The 23348-nt window shown below is 40.0% G+C and carries 22 protein-coding genes, 1 tRNA gene and 1 pseudogene; 11 read left to right on the top strand and 13 right to left on the bottom strand.

Annotated elements, in window-relative coordinates:
* Nucleotides 1-14 precede the first annotated feature (14 nt).
* Entirely contained in the window at nt 15-1361 is a 1347-nt protein-coding gene (trkA, locus tag MSBRM_RS06450; RefSeq protein ID WP_048155082.1) for a Trk system potassium transporter TrkA, read from the bottom strand.
* A 381-nt stretch (nt 1362-1742) separates the two neighbouring features.
* Between trkA and MSBRM_RS20150 the strand changes: the two genes are divergently transcribed.
* A complete protein-coding gene (locus tag MSBRM_RS20150; protein WP_155396471.1) occupies nt 1743-1886 on the top strand; it encodes a hypothetical protein in 144 nt (47 codons plus the stop codon).
* 473 nt (nt 1887-2359) lie between these two features.
* Here the strand turns inward: MSBRM_RS20150 and dnaJ are convergent, their stop codons facing one another.
* The 4 genes from dnaJ to MSBRM_RS06430 all read right to left on the bottom strand — a co-directional run bounded on the left by dnaJ (nt 2360) and on the right by MSBRM_RS06430 (nt 6979).
* Nucleotides 2360-3529, bottom strand: a complete 1170-nt coding sequence (gene dnaJ / locus MSBRM_RS06445; RefSeq protein WP_048118732.1) for a molecular chaperone DnaJ — start codon at nt 3527-3529, stop codon at nt 2360-2362.
* 166 nt (nt 3530-3695) lie between these two features.
* Nucleotides 3696-5558, bottom strand: coding sequence for a molecular chaperone DnaK (dnaK, locus tag MSBRM_RS06440; protein WP_048118742.1), 1863 nt, complete (start codon nt 5556-5558; stop codon nt 3696-3698).
* Between the two features lie 205 nt (nt 5559-5763).
* Nucleotides 5764-6393 carry a nucleotide exchange factor GrpE gene (gene grpE, locus MSBRM_RS06435; RefSeq protein ID WP_048118744.1) on the bottom strand — a complete coding sequence of 210 codons (630 nt, stop codon included), beginning with the start codon at nt 6391-6393 and terminating at the stop codon, nt 5764-5766.
* A gap of 127 nt (nt 6394-6520) precedes the next feature.
* Nucleotides 6521-6979, bottom strand: coding sequence for a heat-shock protein (locus MSBRM_RS06430; protein WP_080941496.1), 459 nt, complete (start codon nt 6977-6979; stop codon nt 6521-6523).
* Nucleotides 6980-7320: 341 nt separating this feature from the next.
* Here MSBRM_RS06430 and MSBRM_RS06420 point away from each other — a divergent pair, with 341 nt between their 5' ends.
* The 6 genes from MSBRM_RS06420 (at nt 7321) to MSBRM_RS06395 (ending at nt 11152) form a co-directional block, all read left to right on the top strand.
* On the top strand, nt 7321-8280 hold the full coding sequence (locus MSBRM_RS06420; RefSeq protein WP_048118748.1) for an ATP-grasp domain-containing protein: 960 nt from the start codon (nt 7321-7323) through the stop codon (nt 8278-8280).
* Nucleotides 8281-8393: 113 nt separating this feature from the next.
* Nucleotides 8394-9377, top strand: coding sequence for a hydantoinase/oxoprolinase family protein (locus MSBRM_RS06415; protein WP_048156874.1), 984 nt, complete (start codon nt 8394-8396; stop codon nt 9375-9377).
* A 226-nt stretch (nt 9378-9603) separates the two neighbouring features.
* Entirely contained in the window at nt 9604-10272 is a 669-nt protein-coding gene (locus tag MSBRM_RS06410) for an amino acid kinase family protein (protein ID WP_048118752.1), read from the top strand.
* A gap of 213 nt (nt 10273-10485) precedes the next feature.
* Complete coding sequence (locus MSBRM_RS06405; protein ID WP_011308351.1) at nt 10486-10656, top strand: zinc finger domain-containing protein; 171 nt, start codon at nt 10486-10488, stop codon at nt 10654-10656.
* A 90-nt stretch (nt 10657-10746) separates the two neighbouring features.
* Entirely contained in the window at nt 10747-11016 is a 270-nt protein-coding gene (locus tag MSBRM_RS06400) for an elongation factor 1-beta (RefSeq protein WP_048118753.1), read from the top strand.
* A gap of 64 nt (nt 11017-11080) precedes the next feature.
* Nucleotides 11081-11152: transfer RNA gene (locus MSBRM_RS06395), tRNA-Ala, on the top strand.
* A 141-nt stretch (nt 11153-11293) separates the two neighbouring features.
* On the opposite strand, the pseudogene MSBRM_RS22040 reads toward MSBRM_RS06395, so the two are convergent.
* Both MSBRM_RS22040 and MSBRM_RS22035 read right to left on the bottom strand, forming a co-directional pair.
* Nucleotides 11294-11365 (bottom strand): annotated as a pseudogene (locus MSBRM_RS22040) (hypothetical protein); the annotation flags it as partial.
* Between the two features lie 68 nt (nt 11366-11433).
* Nucleotides 11434-11547 carry a type I restriction enzyme endonuclease domain-containing protein gene (locus MSBRM_RS22035; protein WP_141706394.1) on the bottom strand — a complete coding sequence of 38 codons (114 nt, stop codon included), beginning with the start codon at nt 11545-11547 and terminating at the stop codon, nt 11434-11436.
* A 303-nt stretch (nt 11548-11850) separates the two neighbouring features.
* Between MSBRM_RS22035 and MSBRM_RS06390 the strand changes: the two genes are divergently transcribed.
* Together MSBRM_RS06390 and MSBRM_RS06385 are read left to right on the top strand one after the other, a co-directional pair.
* Complete coding sequence (locus tag MSBRM_RS06390) at nt 11851-12654, top strand: M48 family metallopeptidase (protein ID WP_052712727.1); 804 nt, start codon at nt 11851-11853, stop codon at nt 12652-12654.
* 348 nt (nt 12655-13002) lie between these two features.
* Nucleotides 13003-14313, top strand: coding sequence for a hemolysin family protein (locus tag MSBRM_RS06385; protein ID WP_048155079.1), 1311 nt, complete (start codon nt 13003-13005; stop codon nt 14311-14313).
* A 241-nt stretch (nt 14314-14554) separates the two neighbouring features.
* Here the strand turns inward: MSBRM_RS06385 and MSBRM_RS20135 are convergent, their stop codons facing one another.
* The 3 genes from MSBRM_RS20135 to MSBRM_RS06370 form a co-directional block, all read right to left on the bottom strand.
* The gene (locus MSBRM_RS20135; RefSeq protein WP_144413975.1) at nt 14555-15232 is read right to left on the bottom strand and encodes a solute carrier organic anion transporter; all 678 of its coding nucleotides are present in this window, start codon (nt 15230-15232) and stop codon (nt 14555-14557) included.
* A 714-nt stretch (nt 15233-15946) separates the two neighbouring features.
* Nucleotides 15947-17431 (bottom strand): alpha/beta hydrolase family protein, encoded by a 1485-nt coding sequence (locus MSBRM_RS06375; protein ID WP_230669075.1) that lies wholly within the window; start codon nt 17429-17431, stop codon nt 15947-15949.
* 900 nt (nt 17432-18331) lie between these two features.
* Nucleotides 18332-19495 carry a serine/threonine-protein kinase RIO2 gene (locus MSBRM_RS06370; protein ID WP_048118763.1) on the bottom strand — a complete coding sequence of 388 codons (1164 nt, stop codon included), beginning with the start codon at nt 19493-19495 and terminating at the stop codon, nt 18332-18334.
* Nucleotides 19496-19865: 370 nt separating this feature from the next.
* Between MSBRM_RS06370 and MSBRM_RS06365 the strand changes: the two genes are divergently transcribed.
* Entirely contained in the window at nt 19866-20078 is a 213-nt protein-coding gene (locus tag MSBRM_RS06365; protein ID WP_048118764.1) for a hypothetical protein, read from the top strand.
* 367 nt (nt 20079-20445) lie between these two features.
* On the opposite strand, the gene MSBRM_RS06360 is transcribed toward MSBRM_RS06365, so the two are convergent.
* Nucleotides 20446-20844, bottom strand: a complete 399-nt coding sequence (locus MSBRM_RS06360; protein ID WP_048155076.1) for a transcriptional regulator protein — start codon at nt 20842-20844, stop codon at nt 20446-20448.
* A gap of 582 nt (nt 20845-21426) precedes the next feature.
* A complete protein-coding gene (locus MSBRM_RS06355; protein ID WP_048118766.1) occupies nt 21427-21837 on the bottom strand; it encodes a hypothetical protein in 411 nt (136 codons plus the stop codon).
* 175 nt (nt 21838-22012) lie between these two features.
* Here MSBRM_RS06355 and MSBRM_RS06350 point away from each other — a divergent pair, with 175 nt between their 5' ends.
* Nucleotides 22013-22288, top strand: a complete 276-nt coding sequence (locus tag MSBRM_RS06350) for a hypothetical protein (RefSeq protein WP_048118767.1) — start codon at nt 22013-22015, stop codon at nt 22286-22288.
* 344 nt (nt 22289-22632) lie between these two features.
* Here MSBRM_RS06350 and MSBRM_RS06345 read toward each other — a convergent pair whose 3' ends face one another.
* Entirely contained in the window at nt 22633-23133 is a 501-nt protein-coding gene (locus tag MSBRM_RS06345) for a type 1 glutamine amidotransferase domain-containing protein (protein WP_048118770.1), read from the bottom strand.
* Nucleotides 23134-23348: the final 215 nt, after the last annotated feature.

Raw genomic sequence — 23348 nt, 5'->3', positions numbered from 1 at the left:
CTTCCTCCCAAAGATTATCTAAAAAATTTTTCTATTTCTGACATTGCAGAAGCCATGGAAAAGATAACCACTCTATCCTGATCTTGAACGATGAAGTCCCCTCTAGGGACTATGGTGTCTTTCCCACGAACTACCATATTAATAAGAGCTCCCCTTGGGAATTTTACCTTATTTAAAGGTTTTCCGACAATTTTTGAGCTCTTGGAAGCCGTATACTCTATGATTTCCGCCTTTTCGCCTTCAATGGTCGTCAGGGTTTGTATTCCTCTGCCCATTGTAAGCTTAAGTACCTCGTTTACAGTAGCTTCTCTGGGGCTGACTGCCAGATCTATGCCAACCATTTCAAAGAGGGGAAGATAGTCCGAGCGGTCAGCCCTGGCAATCACTTTCTTTGCACCCAGTTGCTTTCCAAGAAGAGCACACAGGAGATTTTTCTCATCGCTGTCCGTAACCGAGATAACAACGTCCATATTCTCAATGCCTTCCTCCCTGAGTAGACTGATGTCAGTACCGTCTCCGTTTAAAATAAGGGCATTTTCCAGCCTCTCTGCCACTTCTATGCAGCGGCTTTTACTATGCTCGACAATTTTAAGGTCGGCATTTTCTTCTTTGTCTATCAGTTTGGCGAGATAAAATCCTACAATGCCACAGCCTATGAGAAGAATTCTATTTTTGTGGGGCACCTTGTTCCCTAAAGTACTGCCTAGCCCTTCCATAGATTCAGGCTTACCCACAACTACCATATGGTCGTTTGCGCTAATTAGGTCGTTTCCATGAGGAATAATTATTTCATGCCCTCGAAAAATCGCACTAACAATGCAACAGTCAGCAAGCCTGAGGTCCCGAATCTGCTTTCCTACGAGCTCGCTTTCGGGGTTTATTGCATACTCAGTCATCCTGACTTTTCCATCGGCAAACATTTCGGCATTTATTGCGGATGGACTTGACAGGATCTCAGCAACTTCAGAGGCAAGTGAAAGTTCAGGACAGATCATTATATCGACTCCGGCCTGAGTCCTTGAGGTTACAGGTGAATCAATATAATCCGGGTTACTGACTCTGGCAATAGTTTTAGTTTCCTTCCATCCGGGCTTTCCCCGGGTAATCAGCTTGGCGGTCATGCAGGCTACAATGTTAACCTCATCCATACCTGTCACAGCTACAAGCAAATCAGTATCCTGAAGAATATTTGATAGGATCTCAGCATTTGCTCCGTTTCCTTCAATAACAAGGACATCAAGTTCGTCTGCCCGTTTTGATGCTTCTTCATTATTTTCAATAATTATTACATCGTTTTTGGGGGAAAGAGCCTTTGCGATGTGATAACCTACTTCCCCTGCGCCGATAATTATAACCTTCATAGCACACCTTCAGAAAAACTGTTTTTAACGAACCTTTAAATATGGAACCTGGCGTATAAAAAGCAACAGGCACGAGATCAGTAAGATATGAAAAATTGAGTAAATAAATATAAAAAGTTAAGAACACACAGATAAAACAAAACTGTGGAACGCGGCCCGATAAACTGTTTGTGATAAAATTAATCAGCGTATTGACCATCTCTAAAAGTTAAATATTTTGCAAACAGAGTTTGTAAGATCCAGGCTTTTTAAATACAACTACAAGCTAAAATGTTAACCCTGAACAATTATATAAACATTTTGGAGTTTTTGCAGTAAAAAACAAATACCAAAGTGAACGAGTCCTCAGGAAATAAGATAAAGTAAAGAATAAGTTAGAAAATGAAACGGCCCCAGGAAAGAACGAAGGGAATGAATTTAATTCTAAGGCATAAAGTCCCTTCCTCGACAGCTTCCGGTGAAAACTGGGGGCTTGCCAGATGGGAACTGAAAGCCGTCAACTTTTCAACACTCCTTCGTTATTGATTCTAATAATCTAATTTTCGTTATTGATTTTAAGAATCTAATTTTCGTTATTGATTCTAATAATCTAATAATACTTCCAAACATATAATTGAGTCTATCCCAAAAGCCACTTTACTCTTAATTGTTGGGAATTATCAGAATTGTTTTCATGATCATGAGTTTGATTGATTATTCAAAATACAATGTCCAATAAGCAAATTTCAAGTTTTGGGACGGACTCATTAACAGATTAAGATTAGCGAGAATCAAGCAACCTTTTTCAAAGAGTTAACCTCCAGGTTCTAAAGGTCGTAATGAAGCTCTCACTGTTCTTAATTTGTTATCACGTAAAGCCAAAACGAATGGTGGAGTGGGCCTCAGTAGGGTAGAAAGTGCCTGTATTCAAGCTTGTCTGAAGTGACCATGAGGTCATCTATGAATCAAGAAGCCCCTTCCTTGACAGAAAAGGCATACCTTTTGGGCAGAGGAGTACTTCACCCTTCAAAGGCATCCTTTACTTTCTCAAAAAAACCTTTACTTTTTCGGGATTTTTCTGTGGATTTCTCATTTCCTCCCTTCTCATCTCCATTTGGGTTTTTGCCGCTGCTCAGAGCTTCAAACTGGCGGAGTAGCTCTTTTTGTTCCTGAGTAAGTTTTGTCGGAGTCTTGATTACAACCCTGACAAGCTGATCGCCTTTTCTACTTCCGTGAAGGTGTTGAATTCCTTTATCTTTAAGCCTGAATACAGAGTGGGTCTGGGTTCCTGCAGGGATATTCATCTTGACTTTCCCGTGAAGAGTATCGACCATTACATCCGTACCGAGCGCAGCCTGGACAAAAGAGATAGGAAGCTCGGAAATTACATCGTAATCGACTCTCTTAAAGTAGGGGTGTTCCTTCACATGAAGCACGACATAGAGATCTCCGGACGGAGCCCCGGGCTCTCCCGAATCTCCTTCTCCACTGAGTCTAAGACTCATGCCTGAATCGGCTCCAGCAGGTACGTTTACTGTTATCTTCCTCTTGTTTCGAACTCTGCCTGTACCGCCACAAACCGGGCAGGGAGACTCAATTACCTGACCCTTGCCATGGCAGGTACTGCAAGTAGAGGTGCTTACAAACTGCATACCCAGTCCGGAGCGAGTTGTGTGGATTTGACCTGTACCGCCACATGTGGGACAGCGCTTCGGGCTTGTTCCAGGTTTGGCTCCGGTTCCGGAACATTTAGAACATCTTTCCGTTCTAGGGATATTGATATCTTTACGGACTCCAAAGGCTGCTTCCTCAAAGGTAATGTAAAGGTCATACTGGAGATCGGAACCTCTCCTTGGTCCCATATGACCTCGTCTGCTTCCCCCGCCGCCAAAAAACATTTCGAATATATCTCCGAAGCCGCCAAAATCCGCACCACGGAAGATATCTTCTGCGCTGTATTGCCCGTTTATTCCGGCATGTCCGAAACGGTCGTACTGAGCGCGTTTCTCATCATCCGAAAGAACGGCATAAGCCTCAGAGATCTCCTTGAACTTATCCTCAGCTCCGGGTTCTTTATTTCTGTCAGGATGATACTTTAGCGCAAGTTTTCGATAGGTTTTCTTTATATCCTCGGGTGAGGCATCTTTGGATAATCCGAGAATATCGTAATAATCACGTGTTGTGGCCATCAGGATTCCCTGTTATTTTAAAAAAGATAAAGTTCCGGAGCCTGCAAAGCCAGGTTTCCGGTAAGGCCTGAGAATCTCCAGGCCTGTTTCATTACTTTGTTTTTATTTATTTATTTATTTATTTATTTATTTATTTATTTATTTATTTATTTATTTATTTATTTATTTATTTACGCTTTTCGTCGTCAACTACCTCATAATCGGCATCAACGACTGTCTCATCAGGACCTTGTGCATCATGGCTTTCTGCTGCTCCGCCTTCAGCCTGCTGAGCCTGCTGAGCCTGTTGAGCTTTCTGGTACATTGCAGTAGAAATTGGGTATACTGCTTCCTGAAGAGCTTCGGTTTTTGACTTAATGGCTTCGATGTCCGTACCTTCAAGAGCTTTCTTAAGGTCGTCGACTGCGGCAGTTACCTTTGACTTCTGGTCTTCGGTTGCCACATCTTCGGCTTCCTTCAAAGTCTTTTCCGCAGCGTTAATCAGAGCTTCGGCATTGTTCTTGGTCTCGACATCTTCTTTGCGCTTTTTGTCTTCTTCGGCATGCAATTCTGCGTCTTTGACCATGCGATCGATTTCTTCATCTGAGAGTCCACCCGGCTTCTGGATGGAAATGGACTGTTCCTTACCGGTTCCAAGGTCTTTTGCACCTACATGCAGAATTCCATTTGCGTCGATATCAAAGGTAACTTCAATCTGCGGTATGCCTCTTGGAGCTGGTGGTATACCATCCAGAGTAAAGCGGCCGAGAGTCTTGTTTTCGGAAGCAACTCCTCTTTCTCCCTGAAGGACATGAATCTCTACTGAAGGCTGGTTATCAGCAGCAGTTGAGAAAACCTGACTTTTCTTGGTAGGAATTGTCGTGTTTCTCGGGATAAGGGGGGTTGCTATACCTCCGAGCGTTTCGATTCCGAGAGTTAGAGGAGTAACATCAAGCAGCAAGACATCTTTGACTTCGCCCCCAAGCACACCTGCCTGGATGGCTGCCCCGATTGCAACTGCCTCATCTGGGTTGATGTTCTTGTAGGGTTTCTTGCCTGTAAAGTTTTCCACAAGCTCGACTACTGCAGGCATCCTTGTGGAACCTCCTACAAGAATCACTTTATCGAGATCATTTGGAGTGAGCTTTGCGTCGCTAAGAGCCTGACGCATAGATACAAGAGTCTTTTCAAGGAGGTCCTCGGTCATCTTCTGGAACTGAGCCCTTGTCAGGTCGATATCAAGGTGCTTTGGTTCTCCATCCGTACCAACTGTCAGGAAGGGAAGGTTGATATTTGTACTTGCAACTCCGGACAGCTCGATCTTGGCTTTTTCCGCAGCATCGGTTAAGCGCTGGAGTACGGCCTTGTCTTTGGAGAGGTCAATTCCCTCGTTTTTCCTGAACTCGGCGAGTAAGTAGTTAACTATACGCTGGTCGAAATCATCTCCTCCAAGGTGAGTATCACCGCTTGTAGATTTCACCTCAAAGACTCCGCTTCCAAGTTCGAGAATAGATACATCAAAGGTTCCGCCTCCCAGGTCGTAGACAAGAATTGTTTGTTCTATATCTCCCTTATCGAGACCATAAGCCAGGGATGCGGAAGTTGGCTCATTGATAATTCTCAGGACATCAAGGCCTGCAATTGCCCCTGCGTCCTTTGTAGCCTGTCTCTGGGCGTCATTGAAGTAGGCAGGAACCGTAATAACAGCCTGTTTGATGGTCTCTCCAAGATAAGCTTCTGCATCGGCTTTAAGCTTCTGAAGGATCATTGCGGAAATTTCCTGCGGCTTATACTGTGTTCCCTGAAGAGTCACCTTGTAATCGGCGTCTCCCATATGCCTTTTAATGGAATAAACAGTATTTTCAGGATTTGAAATGGCCTGCCTCTTTGCAACCTGGCCTACAAGTTTCTCTCCTTTTTTGGAAAATCCAACTACTGACGGAGTTGTCCTGGCGCCTTCGGCATTTGGGATCACGACAGCTTCCCCGCCTTCCATTACTGCCATGCATGAATTCGTAGTACCAAGGTCAATACCCAGTATTTTTGCCATGTTTTATCCTCACTAGATTACCTGATTAAATTATTCAATTAAAGTTTTCATTCAATCATAACGTTACAAAATATTTAGACAAATCATTAAGTTAAATTAGTAATTAAGTTATCTGGTAAAGTTAGAGTAAAGTTGTTCAGTTTAATTATGTTCAGTTTAATTAGAGAGTAAGTATGCTTTAATTCAGGAGTAAGATTTTTCTCCTTTATTTCTCGGCTTCATCAGGATTTCTGGCCACTGAGACCATAGCAGGCCTGATAACTTTAGAGTTAAGAGCATATCCGGTTTTGTAAACCTCTACTATAGTATTGTCCGGGACTTCAGAGGTCTCGATATGTTGAATTGCTTCATGCCTGTGAGGGTCAAATTCACTGGCTTTTTCACTCTCAATCTTCTCAATCCCATATTTTTCGAGGATTGAGAAAAACTGCCTTGAAAGTTGTTCTATTCCACCGACGATCGAGTTCATATCCTCTGCGGTTTTTGCAGATTTAAGGGCGCGATCAAAATTATCCGTTACTTCCAGAAAGTCAAGAAGTACCTGCTCGAGAGCAGCTTTCCGGTTTTCCTCCATCTGGCGGGCGGTCCGTTTTCTGAAATTGTCAAAGTCTGCTGCAAGCCGGTAGTACTTATCCATGAGAACCTGTTTCTCCTCCTGGCACCTGACTTCAGGACTTTTCTCAGCTTCCGAACTGGCAGAAGCCTCCTCGGGGTTTTCCCGTGCTTCATTAATCTCTTCCGCCGAAGAACCAGAATTTTGGGCTTCAGAATTTTCAGTCCCAGCCTGGGCATCTTCTTTAGAATCCGTGTTCTTTTCTTTATTGAATATTTTCATTAGTCGAACCCCATCAAGTAAGTACAACGGTTTCGCTCGTCCTGATCTGTGATTGTTTGTAATTCTATAAATAATTTTTGGGTATTTGAAGATACACATCACTCAAGAAAGCGAAGAAAAAGAAAAATCAGTAAAAGTGGTTTTGAAGTTTATCGAAAAGTGTTTTGAGCATTACTACGCTTGCAATCATGGAAGCCGCAACTGCCGAAATCACCTGGTCCCACCCGATGGCTGAAATTCCTCCTCCCAGTGCAAACTGTACGCCGCCTACAAGCGACACAAACACAAAGGAAAAGCCAAAACCTGCAAGAGCTCCACCGACAAGGGAACTTGGGGTATCCAGCCCACGTTTTTCGTAAAAAACCATGCCTGCAATAAACATTACCGCAAAGATCAAAAGTACGACTGCGGAGGGCAATGGACTTTCTTTTGTGGAAAAAACCTCAAAGAGCCCGAGCCCCATATCAACCAGGAATATACCCATGAAAACCGCAATGGCAAGGGTTTTGACAAACGGGTTTTCAAAGATCGACTGAGTATTTGGGTTTATGCTGTTAATAGTACCAGGCACCTTTATGTTTTTCAACGTTTAACTTTATGTTATAAACTGTATAATTTATATAAACTTTTACATACGCAATTTCATTTTTAGTAAGCCTTTTTAAAAACTGCCTGACCGCAAGCCTTTTAAAAAGGACTTGACCGAAAAATCCAGCAACAAATGCAGTCGGCGTGATCAACCGGCGCAACGGTTGTGGCACAACCCTTTAAAAAAGACTTGACCGAAAACTACTGCTAAATCAAAAAAGTCATAACAGCGTGATCAATCGGTGCAACGATTGCAGCTCAACGGTTGCACATTAAGTATTTTTTTGAAAAGACCTGGGACAAAAAGTAATAAATAAGTTCCCGAGTTTTTCCTTTCCGATGAAAATCCTGATTGCAGAATTTGCTGTCGGCACGGACATTGAAAAGTCCCTTATCCCGGAGGGAGCTGCCATGCTAAAAACCCTTTCGGAAAGCTTTGTTCGTCTTGGGCACGAGGTATACTACCCTTCAGCAGGTACGGAAATCTGCACAGGCACGTGCATTGAATCTACAGCTGAAAATTTCATGCAGGTAATTGAGAAAAAGGCAAAGGACTGTGATGCAGGGCTGATTATTGCACCTGATTCCATGCTTCCCGAGTTGAATAAAGTCCTTGAAGAAAATACCGTAAACCTGGGATGTTCACCTCAGTCGGCAGCCTGCTGTGCTGATAAGCTGATGTGCACGGAAATTCTGACGAAAGCCGGAATTAAAGCCCCTGAGATCGCAAAAAAAGCTGAAGAAGGCAAAAAGTATGTTACAAAGCCCAGGTTCGGCTGCGGTGCAGAGACAACATACCTCGTCACAGAGTTTGAGAACAACGAAGAATTTATTGCAAGCGAGTATGTTGAAGGAAAAACTCTGAGCGTAAGCCTTATCGCAGGAAAAAAACCGCTTCCTCTTACTGTAAACTGTCAGTTTATAGAGTTTGGCGAGAAAGAGGTTAAAACCAGAGAAAATGAGAAAACAGGAGTTTCCGGCATAAAATACAACGGAAGCCTTACTCCTTACCAGACTCCAAGGCGAGACGAACTCTATGAAACCGCAATCTCCACAGTCAAATGTCTGGACTGTTTCGGATATGTGGGTGTAGACATCATACTTGCTGACCTTCCGTATGTAGTAGATGTAAATCCCAGGCCTACAGCTTCGCTTTTCGGCATTAGCCGCGTTATGCGAGAAGAAATTGGAGACCTGCTTTTGAAAAATAAGTTTGGAGAACTTCCGGACTCTATACATATTGAGGGAGAATACCGCTTTTCAAAGGATGCATTGGGCGAGCTTTTCGGAAGAGCTTGAAAGGTAGGAAACAGATTGAAAAGCCTGAAGCTTGAAATATAAGGAACAGTTAAAAAGCCAGAGGCTTGAAAGATAGAGAACAGATTGAAAAAAACATGACAAAGGGCTCAAAAATGAATTCTAAAGTTATCGGGCTTGATATTGGAGGAGCGAATACTAAACTTGCCTCCTCGGACGGAACTATTGTAGAACTGCACTATTTGCCCCTCTGGAAGAATACACGGCTTCCGGAAGTTTTAAAGGAAATCGCACAGCGGCTGCAGCCCGAAAAAGTTGCTATTGTTATGACCGGTGAACTTGCGGACTGCTTTGAGGATAAGGAACAGGGAATCCGCTTTATAAAGTCATGTGTCGATTCTGCCTTTGGACTCTCAAAGGTGTCTTATATAAACAGTCTGGGGAAGTTCCAGAGTGAAGCTGACGATATGAGAGAACTTGCTGCTGCCAACTGGGCGGCTTCAACTAAGTTGATAGGAGAAGAGATCGGAGACTGTATTTTTGTGGATGTGGGAAGTACAACAAGCGATATTATTCCTATCCTGTCAGGAGAACATAAAGCCGGGCTTACTGACTTTGAGCGACTGGTCAGAAGTGAGCTAGTATATGCAGGCACCCTCCGGACAAACCTTGCCGCACTTTTAGAAAAAGTAAAACTTGAAAAGGGCTGGTGTAGGACAGCTTCCGAACTCTTTGCTACAACTGCAGACGCTTATCTCCTGCTTGGAAAAATTGATGAAAATATGTACACATGCGAGACCGCTGATGGAGCAGGCAGGAGCAAAACTGATGCTATGCGCAGGCTTGCAAGGCTAGTATGTGCAGACCTTTCCGAAATCCAGGAAGACGATATCTACGAAATTGCGGCCCAGGTAAAGGAAAAACAAATCTCTGTCCTGGCTGAAGCGATTTCCGAAGTTGCAGAAAGGAACGGGCTTAAAAGAATCGCAGCTGCAGGCCTTGGGGAGTTTCTTATAAAGGAAGCTGCAGAGCGGCTTGGTTTCGAATGTATTTCAGTATCTGGACGCTGGGGAGAAGAGATCTCAAAAGTCTTTCCGGCATATGCGGCTGCCAGGCTGCTTGCCTGCAAGCCTTTTTAAAAACAAGCTCTTTCAAAAAACTGCTTGCTCGCAAGCCTTTTCAAAAAAGGCTTAAGCGAAAACTCCAACCACAACGTGGTCGGCGTGATCAACCGGCGCAACGGTTGTGGCACAACCCTTTTGAAAAAAGGCTTGACCGAAAACTACTGCTAAATCTAAAACGTCATGACGGCGTGATCAACCGGCGCAACGGTTGCGGCTCAACGGTTGCCTGAAAGGAAAAACTATGAGAGTGGTAATTAAAATAGGAGGAAGCCTTATCAAAGAGGCTCCCGAGCTTGTAGACAGGTTGGTAAAGGAATTTGGCTCAGAGAGCCCGAGAATTCCAGAGGAAGCATGTACATCCGAAGAACATCCTTATTCCATTCTAATAGTACCCGGAGGAGGCATTTTTGCTGATGCTGTAAGGAAAACTGATGAGAGATTTTCGCTGAGTGCGGATGCAGCTCACTGGATGGCTATACTGGGTATGGAACAGTATGCCTGCTATCTGAAGGATAAAAGCCGCGCACTGGGAATAGATTCGATAGCTAGTCTGCCTCAGGGTGTATCTGTTCTTTTCCCATACAGGCTCTTGAGAACAAAGGATCCTCTGCCTCATAGCTGGGATGTGACCTCGGATACTATCGCGGCCTGGGTTGCAAAGCAGATTGGGGCAACCTTAATAAAGGCCACGGATGTGGACGGCATATTCAGAAATGGGAAATTAGTCAGGGAAATTTCTGCTGACAGCTATAGAGGAAGTCGTGAAAGCTGTATTGATTTTGCCCTGCCGGAATTTCTTCTGAAAAACCGAATGGAGTGCCTGATTGTAAACGGGAAATCTTCGGATAGAGTAATTCAGGCCGTGTATGGAAAGTCTGTGCTCGGTACTGTGGTAAAGGGGAATATTTAAATCGTATATCGTATATGACTAGGGCAGAAGAAGCACAGCATGTCCAAAAGCATTAATTAAATTCAGTTCATTAAATTTGCTAACGTTAACAAAGGTGCCAGGAAAAGCAGAAGCTTGATGCTTAAGGAAGGCGCCTAATTCACCGGCAATTCGTTACAAAATTCACTATTTGAAATAACTATTAATTTGAAGTAACCATTAAGGAGAAAAAAAATGTCAGCACAAAAAGTTGAATACTGTACTTCATGCGGAATTCGCCTCGTGGAAAAGGGTTATGTAAAGTTTCCCTGCCCGCAGTGCGGATCAGAAATAGGAAGATGTGGAAGCTGCAGGCAGCAGGGTAACGTATACACCTGCCCCAAGTGCGGATACAAGGCACCCTGATTAGGCAATAATCCCGAACCAGATTTATGCCAAAAATGTAAATGAAATAAAACTCGGTCAAAAAGATCAGATAAAAGTAGAGGAATAAGAATGGGTGACGTTGCAGCAAAGATTAAAATTATGCCAGAAAGCGTTGATACTGACCTTGGAGAGCTGAAAGGGAAGATAAAGGGCGTAATTCCAGCAGGAGCAGACCTTCACGGAGATATTGTTGAAGAGCCTATTGCTTTTGGTTTGAATGCTCTGATTGTAACATTAATAGTTAATGATGAAGAAGGCGGAACTGAGCCTGCAGAAGAAGCCTTTGCAAAAGTTTCCGGCGTTGAAAACGTCCAGGTTGTGGATGTCTATCGTATTTAAGAGGAGAAAAGACCCGGACAATGTGTCCGGAAAAACCATCTTCTATATTCTCCTTTCTCCAAAAGGGCTCGTAGATCAGGGGAAGATCGTTACGTTCGCAACGTAAAGGCCGCGGGTTCGAATCCCGCCGAGTCCACTTAAAAATTTTTGATTCTATTTAAAAACTTATAACAGTATATCAATACTGCTATTTTTCAAATTTCACTCTGCGTTTATCCCACTTTGGGAAGCAAATAGTAGCCAGAAGTTTTTGTTCAATCCCAGAAAGCTTCTTCGCTTAATGACATGAAGGATATCCGTACTTTTTCAACAATCGTTTTACATTGACCTTTATTTTTGCTTGGATATTTTTCCGGAGAGTTCAGTCAACGCCTGCATTTTGCCGAATAATCTTGACAAGTTCGACTGCCATGAGCCTTAATGTTTCATTGCCAGGATTTCCACGACACTTTTATTGTCAGCAAGAGCTTCATAAAAAGCAATTTTTTCACTATTCAAGCCTAATCCTTCACCTCTTTTATCATCTCTAATCCTTCACCTCTTTTATCATCTCTAATCCTTCACCTCTTTTATCATCTTCACTGATTTTCTTTACTAGATAGAGGAGCTCTTCTATAGCCTGCACTGTGTTAATACCCCGTTTTTATACTCATTTATTGCACGCTCAAGTACTTCGGCAAAAGCTTCCCATGAATTAAATTCCTGTGAAACCTGCTATTTCTTAAGAAAATTAATATGTAATCGATGTGCAATATACTCTTTACTGAACTTTGCAATATCATCTTAATTTTGGCAATATAATTTCATTTTGAGAAAAGTGGGGGAAAGAATAACTTGCTGGATAGCGAAGTAAGAAATCTCAGACATCCTGCCGAAATACCTCTTTTTGTTATCTGCCTGCTGATCAGTATTTTTATTTATGTCACACTAATGACAGTTCCACTTCTATATCCTGAAGAACTCGGGCCTGAATATATACTGGTAGTTCCGGCAGCGATTGCATTTCTCTCATTTGTTTCCGGGCAGACCTACGGAGGAATGATGGCAAATGCGATCAAACTTTCAGAAAAGCAGTTTCCTGAACTCTATGAAGTCATAAAACGCCTTTCTTATGAACTGAACTTTAAAGAAGTTCCGGATGCCTTTTTAATTCAGGAAGGCGGGATTTTAAACGCGTTTGCTACCCGGCTGTACTTCCGAAAAAATTATGTGGTTTTTTACGCGGATATAGTTGAGGTCGCATACAGGGAAGGAGACTTTGATTCACTTGAGTTCATTGTTGCTCACGAACTGGCCCACATAAAGGCAGGACATGTGACCCTACTCTACAATCTTGCTATCTTTCCAATTGCTTTTGTGCCTGTCCTCAAGGACTTTCTATGGACTGCCCTGAGCCGGGCAAGGGAATATACTTCGGACAGAATTGCAATTCGGCTCGTTCCTTCAGGCGAAAAAGGGCTTATAGTTCTTTCAGCAGGCGAACACCTTTACAAAGTTGTTGATTATGAGGAATACCTTGAAACCACAGTAAGTCCTGAAGGTTTCTGGGTCTGGTCTACCAATTTGTTTTCAACACATCCTGTATTGCTCAGAAGGATCAGAGCAATAAACGAAGACAGGCCTGGAAAGATTTTCTAAAGATAAATTTAAAAAATCTGTTGGAATAAAACGGGAAAATCTTACTCGTTTTCAGATTGAAAAAAATACAGGGCTTAAGATTGGAGCTGTAAGAATTAAGATTGGAGTTGTAGGACTTATTGGGGCTGTAAGAATTAAATTGAAGCTGTAAGAATTAAAATCTGGGTTGTGGAGAGAATTCCAAAGGGGTCGGCAGTCGGTCGAAATTGCAGGAAAATTAGCTACTCTACGAAAAAACGAGTGAATAAAAATAGAGATACTCGTAGTAAGATAAGAAGTATATAGATGCATAAATTTTTCTAAAGATTATAAATAACTTTATGTTATAACCAGACCAATACCTTTAAAATGGCATATTTACTTGAGATCGCAATCGTCCTTGTTTTGATCGCACTCAATGGCATATTTTCCATGTCAGAATTTGCTCTTGTATCTGCAAAGAAAACCCGCTTGAAGCAACGGGAGGAAGAAGGAGATAAACGGGCAGCTGTTGCACTTAAGCTTGCTAATGAGCCAACTCCTTTTCTCTCAACGATCCAGATAGGAATTACTCTTGTAGGAATCTTTACAGGTGCGTTTGGTGGAGCTACGATATCAGAAGAGTTTGCAGTATACCTTGAAAAATTTCCTGCCCTTTCTCCGTACAGTAACGTGATAAGCATCACTCTTGTAGTGCTCTTAATTACTTACCTGACCTTAATTTTCGGAGAACTTGTCCCAAAAAGGCTTGCGCTCAATAATGCGGAATCAATTGCCTCCAGTATCGCAAAACCTATGTTTTATCTTTCTATTATTGCAAGGCCGCTTGTAGTTATTCTCAGTAGTTCTACCGAAGCTGTGCTCAGGGTCATGAAAGTCAGGAAGACTGTTGAGCCCCCGGTAACAGAAGAGGAAATTAAGATTATGTTTGAGGAAGGAGCCAGAGCTGGAGTGTTTGAGAAAGCCGAATTAAGCATGATAGAAAGTGTGCTTGAGATCGGTGACCGACGTGTAGATTCTCTTATGACGCATCGCACTGACCTTATTGCGCTTGACCTTGAAGACCAAACTGATGAAAATCTGCGGAAAATGATCGAAAGCGGTAGATCCAATTTTCCTGCATATGAAGGTGATCTGAATAATATCGTCGGGATGATATCCGTAAAAAAAGTCCTTGAGAATTTTGTGGAAAGTGGGACTGTTAATCTCAAATTACTTGTTACAAAACCGCTCTTTGTACCTGAAAGCGCCTCAGTCCTGAAGCTTCTTGAGTCATTCAAGGAAACCGGAGTACATATTGCCCTTATAACTGACGAATACGGGAGTATTCAGGGTGTAATAACCCTTCATGATATCCTTGAGGCTATAGTGGGTGAAGTCCGCTCCCTTGGCGAGCCCGTGGAGACACAGATTAGTGTTAGGGAAGATGGTTCCTGGTTGATAGATGGGGACACTCCCATTGAGAAACTTAAAGATGTCCTGTCTGTGGACTCATTTCCAGGTGAGGAACTTGGGTACTATCGTACCACAGCAGGGCTGATCATTTTTATCCTGCAGCGAATTCCAGTAACCGGAGACCATATCGTTCTAGGAAGATTGAGGTACGAGGTTGCGGATATGGACGGCAATCGAATAGATAAAGTACTGGTAACGCCGTTTCCTTCTGTTTCTCAGGGTTGAATCCTGCCTTTTAGGGTCTTAAAAAATGCAGCTTAAATAATAATAACAAGGCGCAAATCATAATAACGAAAGGCTAAAACATCATGTAAATTAAAAAAGTAATAAAGAGAATTTCGAAAAATCAGAATGATATATCGGGAAATGTATAAGTTACCAAGATAAAGTACTCGAAATTCTCCTCTTGTTTATCAAGTCTGAATCAATAATAGGCTATTAAGGTTTATTTGCTGCAGGTGGTCTTTTAGTTTCCTGCGCAATCTTGGTCGCAGATTACTATACAGTCGTCAGGGAAGTCTTTTGCAAAATCGTCATCGTTACAGTTTTCAGTACAGTTGTCACAGCAGTTATCTGCACAGTTGGACCCGTTACAGTTGTCACAGCAGTTATCTACACAGTTGGATCCGTTACAGTTTTCAGTACAGTTGTCACAGCATTCTCCTTTGCAATCCTGGCCACAAACATCTGCACATTCGTCACAGCAGTTTCCTGTACAGTCTGATCCATTACAGTTTTCAGTACAGTTACAGTTTTCAGTACAGTTACAGTTTTCAGTACAGTTGTCACAGCACTCTCCTTTGCAATCCTGGCCACAAACATCTGCACATTCGTCACAGCAGTTTCCTGCACAGTCTGATCCATTACAGTTTTCAGTACAGTTACAGTTTTCAGTACAGTTGTCACAGCATTCTCCTTTGCAATCCTGGCCACAAACATCTGCACACTCATCACAGCAGTTTCCTTCACACTCGGCGTTGTCGCAGTTGCTATGGGATGAGACATATGTATAATTATAGTCAGTAGATTCGGCAGTAGATTTGGCTGGACATGCCGAAGCTGAAGAAATCCCTAATATCAATAACATTAATATAACAGAAACAGATGCCGTAATTTTCCATATTGACTTTCTGTTAAAATTCATTTTTTTCCTCCTGATATACTTATATTTGTTGAGAATATCCGTAACAGGAGTTAACTGGATAAACTAATATATAAGCTTACTTTTTTTTATGTACTTTTATAAAACTCAAAAATGGAATTTAAAGCTTTATAATGCTTTATTTTATATACTGAAAGATGATAATATTACAAATTGTACGTAACTATATCTCTCGTTAGTTAAAAACCAAATGAAGGCCTTTTCTGAAAGTTTTATCTCCTAAAAAGTTAATGTAGTTACTTATATTCAAAAAAGCCTGCTGGATGATACTTTTTTTCACATACCTGCTTTATTAAAGTCATATATTTATTTAAAAACTCTGATTATCTTTGTTTAATTAAAATATAGAATAATAGACGGAATATAGGCTTTTAAATAATATTATCTGCCTATTTTATTAGTGGCCAGTGGAAAGTAAATCCTTTGTCTAGCTATTTTAGAACAACTTCGAATTTTATAAATATGTAAGAGGATATTTAAAGATATATTTTGCCTGTATACTCAATATATAACAGATAGATAGATATATTTTAGTAGAAATCGTTATTAATAATTACATAATAGAAACAAAGATTATAAATATTAATCAATATCGTAAAAGAGGAAGGAAAAGTTACAATAAAAAGATGTCTATACATTTACAGTACTATTATTCTCCCTTCACCCTATAACTTTTTAAATTTCTTGTTTTGATTTTCACTGTGTATGTTCCGAGATCCAGTTCCCTATAATCTCCAGAGCAGCCGGAGAAATTGTCTCTTCTATTTTTGAGTACTCTGAGGGAAACCCTGTTTTAGCGGTCTGGAATAAATGGTTGAGACCTGGCAGTTCTTTAACTGTATAGTCTTTATTACCTCCAGCCTTGAGAGCTTCATCTATAGCCTTGAGATTTTCTTCAGGCGGAACCTGAAGGTCTTTTTCTCCATTTATAGCCAAGACAGGACATTTGACTTTCATTAAGGTTGGCCTGGGATCATATGTAAGGAAAAAGCGCATCCATGGCGAGGTGAGTGCTGTTACTTGAGCGTCAATGACAGCCTCGGAATGGTCTGAACTTTCTATTTTCTGCTCACTTGTATTTGCCATCTCGGCTTTTAGAATCTCCCGAAGCTTTTCCTCAGCTGCTGTGTTATTCTGTTCTTCTTTTACCACAGAATACATTCTTCTCAACAGAGCTTCGTTATGCGCGATGGTTTCATTGTCTACCCCTTCTGCCCTGTAAATCAGGTCACTCTGGAGGTATGAAATCTCTTCCCCGGTAATTCCCTGACCAGCCATGAGTACAATGAATGCAACATCAGGAGACTTTACTGCTACCATAGGGGCAATCAGCCCTCCTTCGCTGTGTCCAATCAGTCCAATTCGACCTGGATCGATCTCCTTGCGATTTTTGAGGTATTCAACTCCTGTGAGTACATCTCCAGCAAAGTCCTCAGTTGTAGCCTGTGAAAAGTTTCCGGTTGAACCTCCAATACCTCGATCATCGACCCGAAGCACGGCAATTCCCTGTCGCGTCAGATAGTCTGAAAGTACAAGGAACGGGCGATGACCCGCAATTTCCTCATTACGATTTTGCTGGCCTGAACCCGTTATGAGTATGACTGCCGGGAAAGGCCCCTCTGACTGCGGAAGAGTTAACGTTCCTGCCAGCTTTACTCCTGCTTCTTTATTTTCATAAACAACTTCTTCTTCGGTATACGGATAAGGCTTTACCGGGTCCTGTTCTCGGTGCATTTCAGGAACTTTCTCGACCCTTTCAAGCACAAGTGGAAAAGCTGATCCTGCTTGCTTCCATTCTCCTTCTATGGTTTTGTTATTCTCCTTATATATCCCTTCAAAACTTCCCTTTATGGATTTTACTCCAAGGTTCAGGTTACCATCCTTATAACTAACACTTTCAACAGGTATGCCGCTTACTCCCTGATCAGGGCTGTCCATACTGGCATTGATAGACCCATCAGAATTAGTAGAAATATTGAACACAATCCTTAACTCCAATCCACCTGGGGCTGTTAAATTTCCCATCCAGGTGCCTTCTATGTCCTTGAGATCTCCAGCAATCTCATTTTTCGTGTCATTTAGTTGAGAACTCTCTTGTGACCCATCTGACTGCGAACTGCATCCAAGGCTCGCTATGGTAATGCTTAATAAGAATATGCAAATTACGATTTTACTTTTCATGATACCTTTTCTCTCATATTTGTTCATTTGTCGTTTTATCTTTTGAAGTTATTTTTAAATTTTTTTTGGTTATACTTTAATAATTATCATCTATTGATTAAAACTCCAGTTATTACAATGTTAACTAGTGTAATATGTTACTCATTGAAAGAACTTAATAAATTGAAGTAATAATAAACAAAATGACGGTTTTTAGTAAAATATTAAGAAGAATATAAAATAGAAAGAGTGAACTAAAACAATATAAAATAGATTATAATCTTGAACCAAGTAATTTATTGAGTTCCATTAACATTTTAGACCAGAAGACTTTTGTTCGAGTTAATTTTGAGGCAAGCGTACCAATTAGAGAAGAAGGTCATTGAAATAAGAATCAAGCGAAGAGTTTAGTGCAAAAATATTGCCTAAATGTCACTTGAATGTTTTAATATGTTGAAAAGCAAGTGGTTGAAGATGTTGATTTTTCAAAAAGGTGACTTATAAAATCTATAAGTAGTAACTGGTTGAGTAGTAACTGGTTGAGTAGTAACTGGTTGGTGTGAAGAGTATAAACTCTTATATTTTCCTTTTTGTCTTTTACTTTTTTCTAAATAGTTTTTCATATTTGTCTACCTTCAATGCTCTTCAGGCTTACAACTATTGTTTTTGCAACCCCTAAAAAATCACTCAGTTGTAGCAATAAATATTTGACTTTCTTCTCAATAATTTTTGTTATGTATCATACCTTTTTATGGCTTGTTTCTAGATTACTAACTTAAAATAGCCTTAATCAGGTATAATCCATACGATAAGTATTAAAAATTTATTTAAAAAACAAATAGACAATATTTTTGTAAAATCACCTTTTGTGATTATTATTTGGAAAATAAGTAATTTAAAGAAAAATACCAAAACCTCAATTTACTCTTTATCTGTAGTCTCTTTTTTCGAGGCAGCTTTTTTGGGATTCTGTATTTTTCGATTTTCTGCTTCAGTTTCGTCGGATTTGATTATTTCAGCCTCAAATTTCTCAGCCTCAAATTCTTCAGCTTCGAAACTTTCGACCTCAAAGTCTTCTTCCTGGAAAATATCCTCTTCAAAATCTTCTTCCAGAGCTTCTTCAAGCTCCCCTTCTTCTACAGTACCTCTACTAGTCTCGCTTTCTGTGCCTTTTTTTATATCCTCTGTGTTTTTGCCTGCCTGACTCTTAATTTCGCGGATTGTTTCATCAAGCTCCCTTTTAATTCCGTATTTTCGGAAAAAATGAGTCAGGATATTTGAAACGTCCCTTTCGAGAATTTCGTCGGCGTGGGGATGTTCAGGAGTGACATACTGAGGCCAGTCAATTAGCTGGATGCCATCTTCGGAAACAAAGATATTATACTCACTTAAATCGGCATGGATGACTCCCAGTGAATAGGTAATTTTCACCTGTTTAAGGATCTCATCTAGATACCATTCGGGGTCAATAAGTTTTGTTTTTGAAAGAAGGCTACCTTTTGCAAGCTCCATGACTATTGCATGCCTGTTGTGGTCAAAGGGCTTTGGAATTGAGACCTCTGAATACAGAGTGGTCATGATATCGTACTCCCGCTGGGCTGCAAGCCTGGCTGCATAGATCCAGGAAAAGTGTTCCCTTTCTCCCAGGTGCTCACGCACACGTTTTATCTGTTTAAAACTTGTCCTTCCTTCCCTGTGAAACTTGATTACAACCGGAACAGGTTCCCCAATTGCAAGCTCAGGCGGAAGGATTGCTTCATAGATAACCGATTCCTTTCCTACCCCTACTTCGTCTCCTATTGCACTGATACTCTTTCTCTTGACAAAGGCATTAAGGGCAAGGACATCATACCCTTCAAAGTAAATCTGAAAACCTTCGTAAGGCTGGGTAGTCCTGATCACAAGCTTATTCCGCACAAGCTTTTTTAGTTTATATTCCAGCTTCTCAAAGGGCATCCTGGTATATTTATTCAGTTCTTCCATTGGCACCCATTCATAATGCTTCATTCCGGTTTCAATGCCAGTCAGGATCCTGAAATCCTTAGAGTCAAGATCTTTAAAAACCCTCAGCGCTTCGTCGATCATCTTGATACTAGATATAGCCCTCGATATTTAAATAATAGGTATCATGTCCCAGTTTCGCTGCTAGAGCTGTGCCAGCCGAGTGTTCGTCCTCTAATTTTTTCTCTGACTTTCATATTCAGGAAGATAAGCATACGCTCGTAGCGGGGCATACACTCGTAACAGGCTTAAAAACAGGATTGTGAGAAGGTTTCTGCTATTTTGCTAAACGACTGAAATAAAACAAAATAGCAATTTTAGAAGAATATATAAGAGAGTTAATATAAGATATATGAGATAAATGGGGAACTTAAGAGAGAACCCTAACATTGGAAAACGTATATCTTTTATCTAGGAGCTTGAGAGAACTATAAACATTATTTTCGAAGGAACTATGGATAAAAAAGCTGTCTTGAACAAAATAGAGGAATTATCGTTAATTTATGAAAATGGGGTTTTATCACATCCCTACTGGTATATTCCGCCGAATAAAAAGTATTTAACTGCGATCCATGATGAACTATTTCAGGGAAAGTCAGAACTTAAACTGACATTAAATGAGGTCGCAGCCTTATTATTGACTCACAATTTAATCGAATTAGATTAACTACAGAAAAAAAGTAGCTAATAAGAGCCACTAAAACCAGACTGAACTGGAGCACGCATTGGGGGAATTCGTGATAGCTATTTTTGCACTAAAATTGAAGGCTTATAATCCGCAGATATAACCGCAAGCATATACCTGGAAGCTACTTACAATAGCAACTATTGCTTGGAATAAGGATATTTCGGAGCATCTGGCGTTAAGACTTTGCTTTTCAAAGAACCAGCCGCACAATAAAAATGAGAGATTGAAAAGCTAAACGAAATTACACACGAGCAAGCTGTCAATATTAAATGTTTTTTCCACTCCATAATAGTGAATTCCAAAAAAGATTGTCAACCATTATGGAGCTAGCTCTGTTTGAATTTTTTCATTTTAAAGATGTAAGAGGCACTTGTTTGCTCATCACTTTCAGCTTTTTGATTGCTGATATGGTTGCTTGAGATTCTTTGTAAATCCTATCTTCGTAATAACTTATGATCTCTTCAACCGAAACAGCAAGAGAATATATTTTCATCGGTCTCCCTTTTCCAGGCTTTTTTTCCGAGCGCATATTAACCCAGGAATGGTTGCACATTAATCTCATTGCAAGACTGACTTCGGGTTGCCTTAATCCGGTACTTATTTCAATTTCCCGGGATGAAGCTTCATCTACATTCATAAGATATGCCATGGTTGTAGCGGCATTTCGTGACATTCCAAGATTATTTAATGCTTTAATAAAAATATAGTCATTTTCGTCCAACACTTTTACTTCAGAGTCTTTCATGGTAACCTCCTGATATTTCGAGTTTATGAATAGGTTGTTAGCTAAAAAATCTTTTACAATTACTTTATAAATTAGATAATAACTTATAAACAGTTTTAAAATATATACATTTGCACGGTAAATAGCTTATTGACATCATGAAGATAATTAAAAGAGTTTTTTTATACATTGTTATCTTGGGATAATCGTGACAGCTAACTCAATCGTAGTATCGTAACCCGGCCAGTAACCACGTGCAAAAGCCAGTAATATCACTCTAGCCAGACGGACCAAATATATCCAGAAAAAAATCTTTAAAGGAAGGAGCAATTAAGATATTTCATTTCCTGGCTACCGTATTGAAGGATTAGAAAACGGAGTAACGAAGTTGATTGAATTGTAAGTCAGTAAACATAACAGATATAAGAACTGTATAAACATCAAAAACTTTAAAAAGAACTTATCTCAAAACCAATTTTTATTCTGAAATTGAACAGAAATCCAGAACCATTTCTCACGATAAGAAACTCTAGTTATTATTTATTGAGGTCAAGAGAAATAATTTTGAGTTTTGGGATGAGCTCAAAGAGAGACACATCAGTTTTATTTTTTATCTTCTCTATTCCATTCCATCAAAGCCTTTTCAATAGATATCAAAGTGAACATGGTAGTATTGAATATCTCATCGGGGTGTTGCGGCATCCATCTAATTTCATCAAGAACGTCTTTTGGAAGCCTAACGATGTCATTCATATCGTCTCCGATCTTCATGAAATATTCATTATATCGTGGACCGTACCTACTGTTATCACTCGCAGTGATAGAAATATACTGAGTAAATGACCCGTCATTCATCAGATCTCTTGAATATCTGTACTGAATTTCTTCAATACAATCCAAGTAATCATTATGTATTCTTCTGACGGTATCTGGAATCGATTCACCATCTTTTTGCAAGGCTTTCAGGTCTGAAAATACACTTTTTGAGAGTCGAATAGTTTTATACTGTTTCACACTACTACATATGTAGTTAAGTATATAAATAAATTAATGCACGATGCAGTAATTCTCTAAAATATCTTTGCAACAATTCATATTCATTGTTGTTAGCATTTACCTGCTAATCCTAATGTTGCTTACGAAAATAATAAGATAATAAAAAAGTATGCAGTTTTATGGTTGATAATTTATGGCTGATAATAACCCTAATAGTTCGCACAATAATCCCGAAAAAAGAAAAAATCCTTTTAAGAAAATGCTAGATAGCATGAAAAAGCTTGTTAAAAAAGAGGAAGAAGATACTAAGCCGTCTTCTTTTGAAGATACTAAAACCAGAAAAAATCAAGGCTCAAATATTTTGAAGCATGAAACATCTGAATCAAAAAAAGCTAAGAGATCGACGCGTGAAAGAAAAGCTAATAATAAGGAGCAGAAACTTCCAAAGAAATATAAAAAGGGTTGGTAACAGACATTGATGGCCTAATTGAAAATGAGACCTTAATTTGTAGAAACCCTCATAAGCCTTTGGCACATGTATAAAATACAAAAAATTTATATTGACAACGTATTTTTTCAGAGGAAATAGTTTGATAATTGCGATCAAATTTTCATTCATTCCGAAAAATGTCTATTGATATGTCTATTAGTTAGTGATAATTAGTGACGGGGTGGAAGAAGCATAAATTCGAGAAGGAAAAACTAAAACGGAGCTAAAAAAGCTACAGACAAAAAAATAAATAGTTAAAGGAGAAAGAGGAAACAAAAACTGTATCATAAATGATTAAAGGATAAGGAAGAAACAAAAACTGTTTACTTTAGTAGCTTAATCATTTCTCTTCCAAAGGCGTGAAGGTCAGCAGGGCTTCTTGAAGATACAAAATTTCCGTCAATTACAACTTCTGTATCTTCGTAAAGTGCTCCTGCGGCTATGATGTCATCCCTTATCCCTAGCCAGCAGGTTGCTTTCTTGCCTTTTATAACGCCTGCAGAGACGAGAACCTGTGGACCATGGCAAATTGCAGCAACCGGTTTGTTTTCTTTGAAAAAGTGTCTTGTAATCTCAAGTGCATTCTCGTCAAGCCTCATTTTTTCGGGGCCTTTTCCTCCGGATATTACAAGAATACCATAATCTTCAGGGTTTATGTCTTTAAAAGCAATGTCTACATTGACCTCATAACCATGCTTTCCTTTTATTAGCCCCTTCTTCATTGAAGCTATATGTGTTGTAATCCTCTCTTCTTTCAAGCGGTGGTAAGGATAGAAAAGTTCAAGATCTTCAAAACCATCGGCTCCGAATATGAGTGCCTTCATATGAAACTCCCCCCGAGTTTTAACTTTACGGCTTTAACCTTACTTTTAAATTTTCCAGACTTAATTTTTTGGATTTAACTTTCCAGACTTAATTTTCCGGATTTAACTTTCCAGATATTTCAAAATTGATATTACAGGTACAATTTTGAGTACTTAATTTCACAAATGAATGATTATTTCTACAGCACATATACCTTATCTGAGTTTGAAAATGA

This window comes from Methanosarcina barkeri MS, assembly GCF_000970025.1.
Taxonomy (GTDB): domain Archaea; phylum Halobacteriota; class Methanosarcinia; order Methanosarcinales; family Methanosarcinaceae; genus Methanosarcina; species Methanosarcina barkeri.
Note: the sequence above shows the minus strand (reverse complement) of the source record. Positions and strands in the feature narration are given on the sequence as shown.

Excerpts from the sequence above, each read along its gene's own strand:
- trkA (WP_048155082.1), bottom strand. The coding sequence starts at position 1,361 with ATGAAGGTTATAATTATCGGCGCAGGGGAAGTAGGTTATCACATCGCA.
- MSBRM_RS20150 (WP_155396471.1), top strand. The coding sequence starts at position 1,743 with ATGAAACGGCCCCAGGAAAGAACGAAGGGAATGAATTTAATTCTAAGG.
- dnaJ (WP_048118732.1), bottom strand. The coding sequence starts at position 3,529 with ATGGCCACAACACGTGATTATTACGATATTCTCGGATTATCCAAAGAT.
- dnaK (WP_048118742.1), bottom strand. The coding sequence starts at position 5,558 with ATGGCAAAAATACTGGGTATTGACCTTGGTACTACGAATTCATGCATG.
- grpE (WP_048118744.1), bottom strand. The coding sequence starts at position 6,393 with ATGAAAATATTCAATAAAGAAAAGAACACGGATTCTAAAGAAGATGCC.
- MSBRM_RS06420 (WP_048118748.1), top strand. The coding sequence starts at position 7,321 with ATGAAAATCCTGATTGCAGAATTTGCTGTCGGCACGGACATTGAAAAG.
- MSBRM_RS06415 (WP_048156874.1), top strand. The coding sequence starts at position 8,394 with ATGAATTCTAAAGTTATCGGGCTTGATATTGGAGGAGCGAATACTAAA.
- MSBRM_RS06410 (WP_048118752.1), top strand. The coding sequence starts at position 9,604 with ATGAGAGTGGTAATTAAAATAGGAGGAAGCCTTATCAAAGAGGCTCCC.
- MSBRM_RS06405 (WP_011308351.1), top strand. The coding sequence starts at position 10,486 with ATGTCAGCACAAAAAGTTGAATACTGTACTTCATGCGGAATTCGCCTC.
- MSBRM_RS06400 (WP_048118753.1), top strand. The coding sequence starts at position 10,747 with ATGGGTGACGTTGCAGCAAAGATTAAAATTATGCCAGAAAGCGTTGAT.
- MSBRM_RS06385 (WP_048155079.1), top strand. The coding sequence starts at position 13,003 with ATGGCATATTTACTTGAGATCGCAATCGTCCTTGTTTTGATCGCACTC.
- MSBRM_RS20135 (WP_144413975.1), bottom strand. The coding sequence starts at position 15,232 with ATGAATTTTAACAGAAAGTCAATATGGAAAATTACGGCATCTGTTTCT.
- MSBRM_RS06375 (WP_230669075.1), bottom strand. The coding sequence starts at position 17,431 with ATGAAAAGTAAAATCGTAATTTGCATATTCTTATTAAGCATTACCATA.
- MSBRM_RS06370 (WP_048118763.1), bottom strand. The coding sequence starts at position 19,495 with ATGATCGACGAAGCGCTGAGGGTTTTTAAAGATCTTGACTCTAAGGAT.
- MSBRM_RS06365 (WP_048118764.1), top strand. The coding sequence starts at position 19,866 with ATGGATAAAAAAGCTGTCTTGAACAAAATAGAGGAATTATCGTTAATT.
- MSBRM_RS06360 (WP_048155076.1), bottom strand. The coding sequence starts at position 20,844 with ATGAAAGACTCTGAAGTAAAAGTGTTGGACGAAAATGACTATATTTTT.
- MSBRM_RS06350 (WP_048118767.1), top strand. The coding sequence starts at position 22,013 with ATGGCTGATAATAACCCTAATAGTTCGCACAATAATCCCGAAAAAAGA.
- MSBRM_RS06345 (WP_048118770.1), bottom strand. The coding sequence starts at position 23,133 with ATGAAGGCACTCATATTCGGAGCCGATGGTTTTGAAGATCTTGAACTT.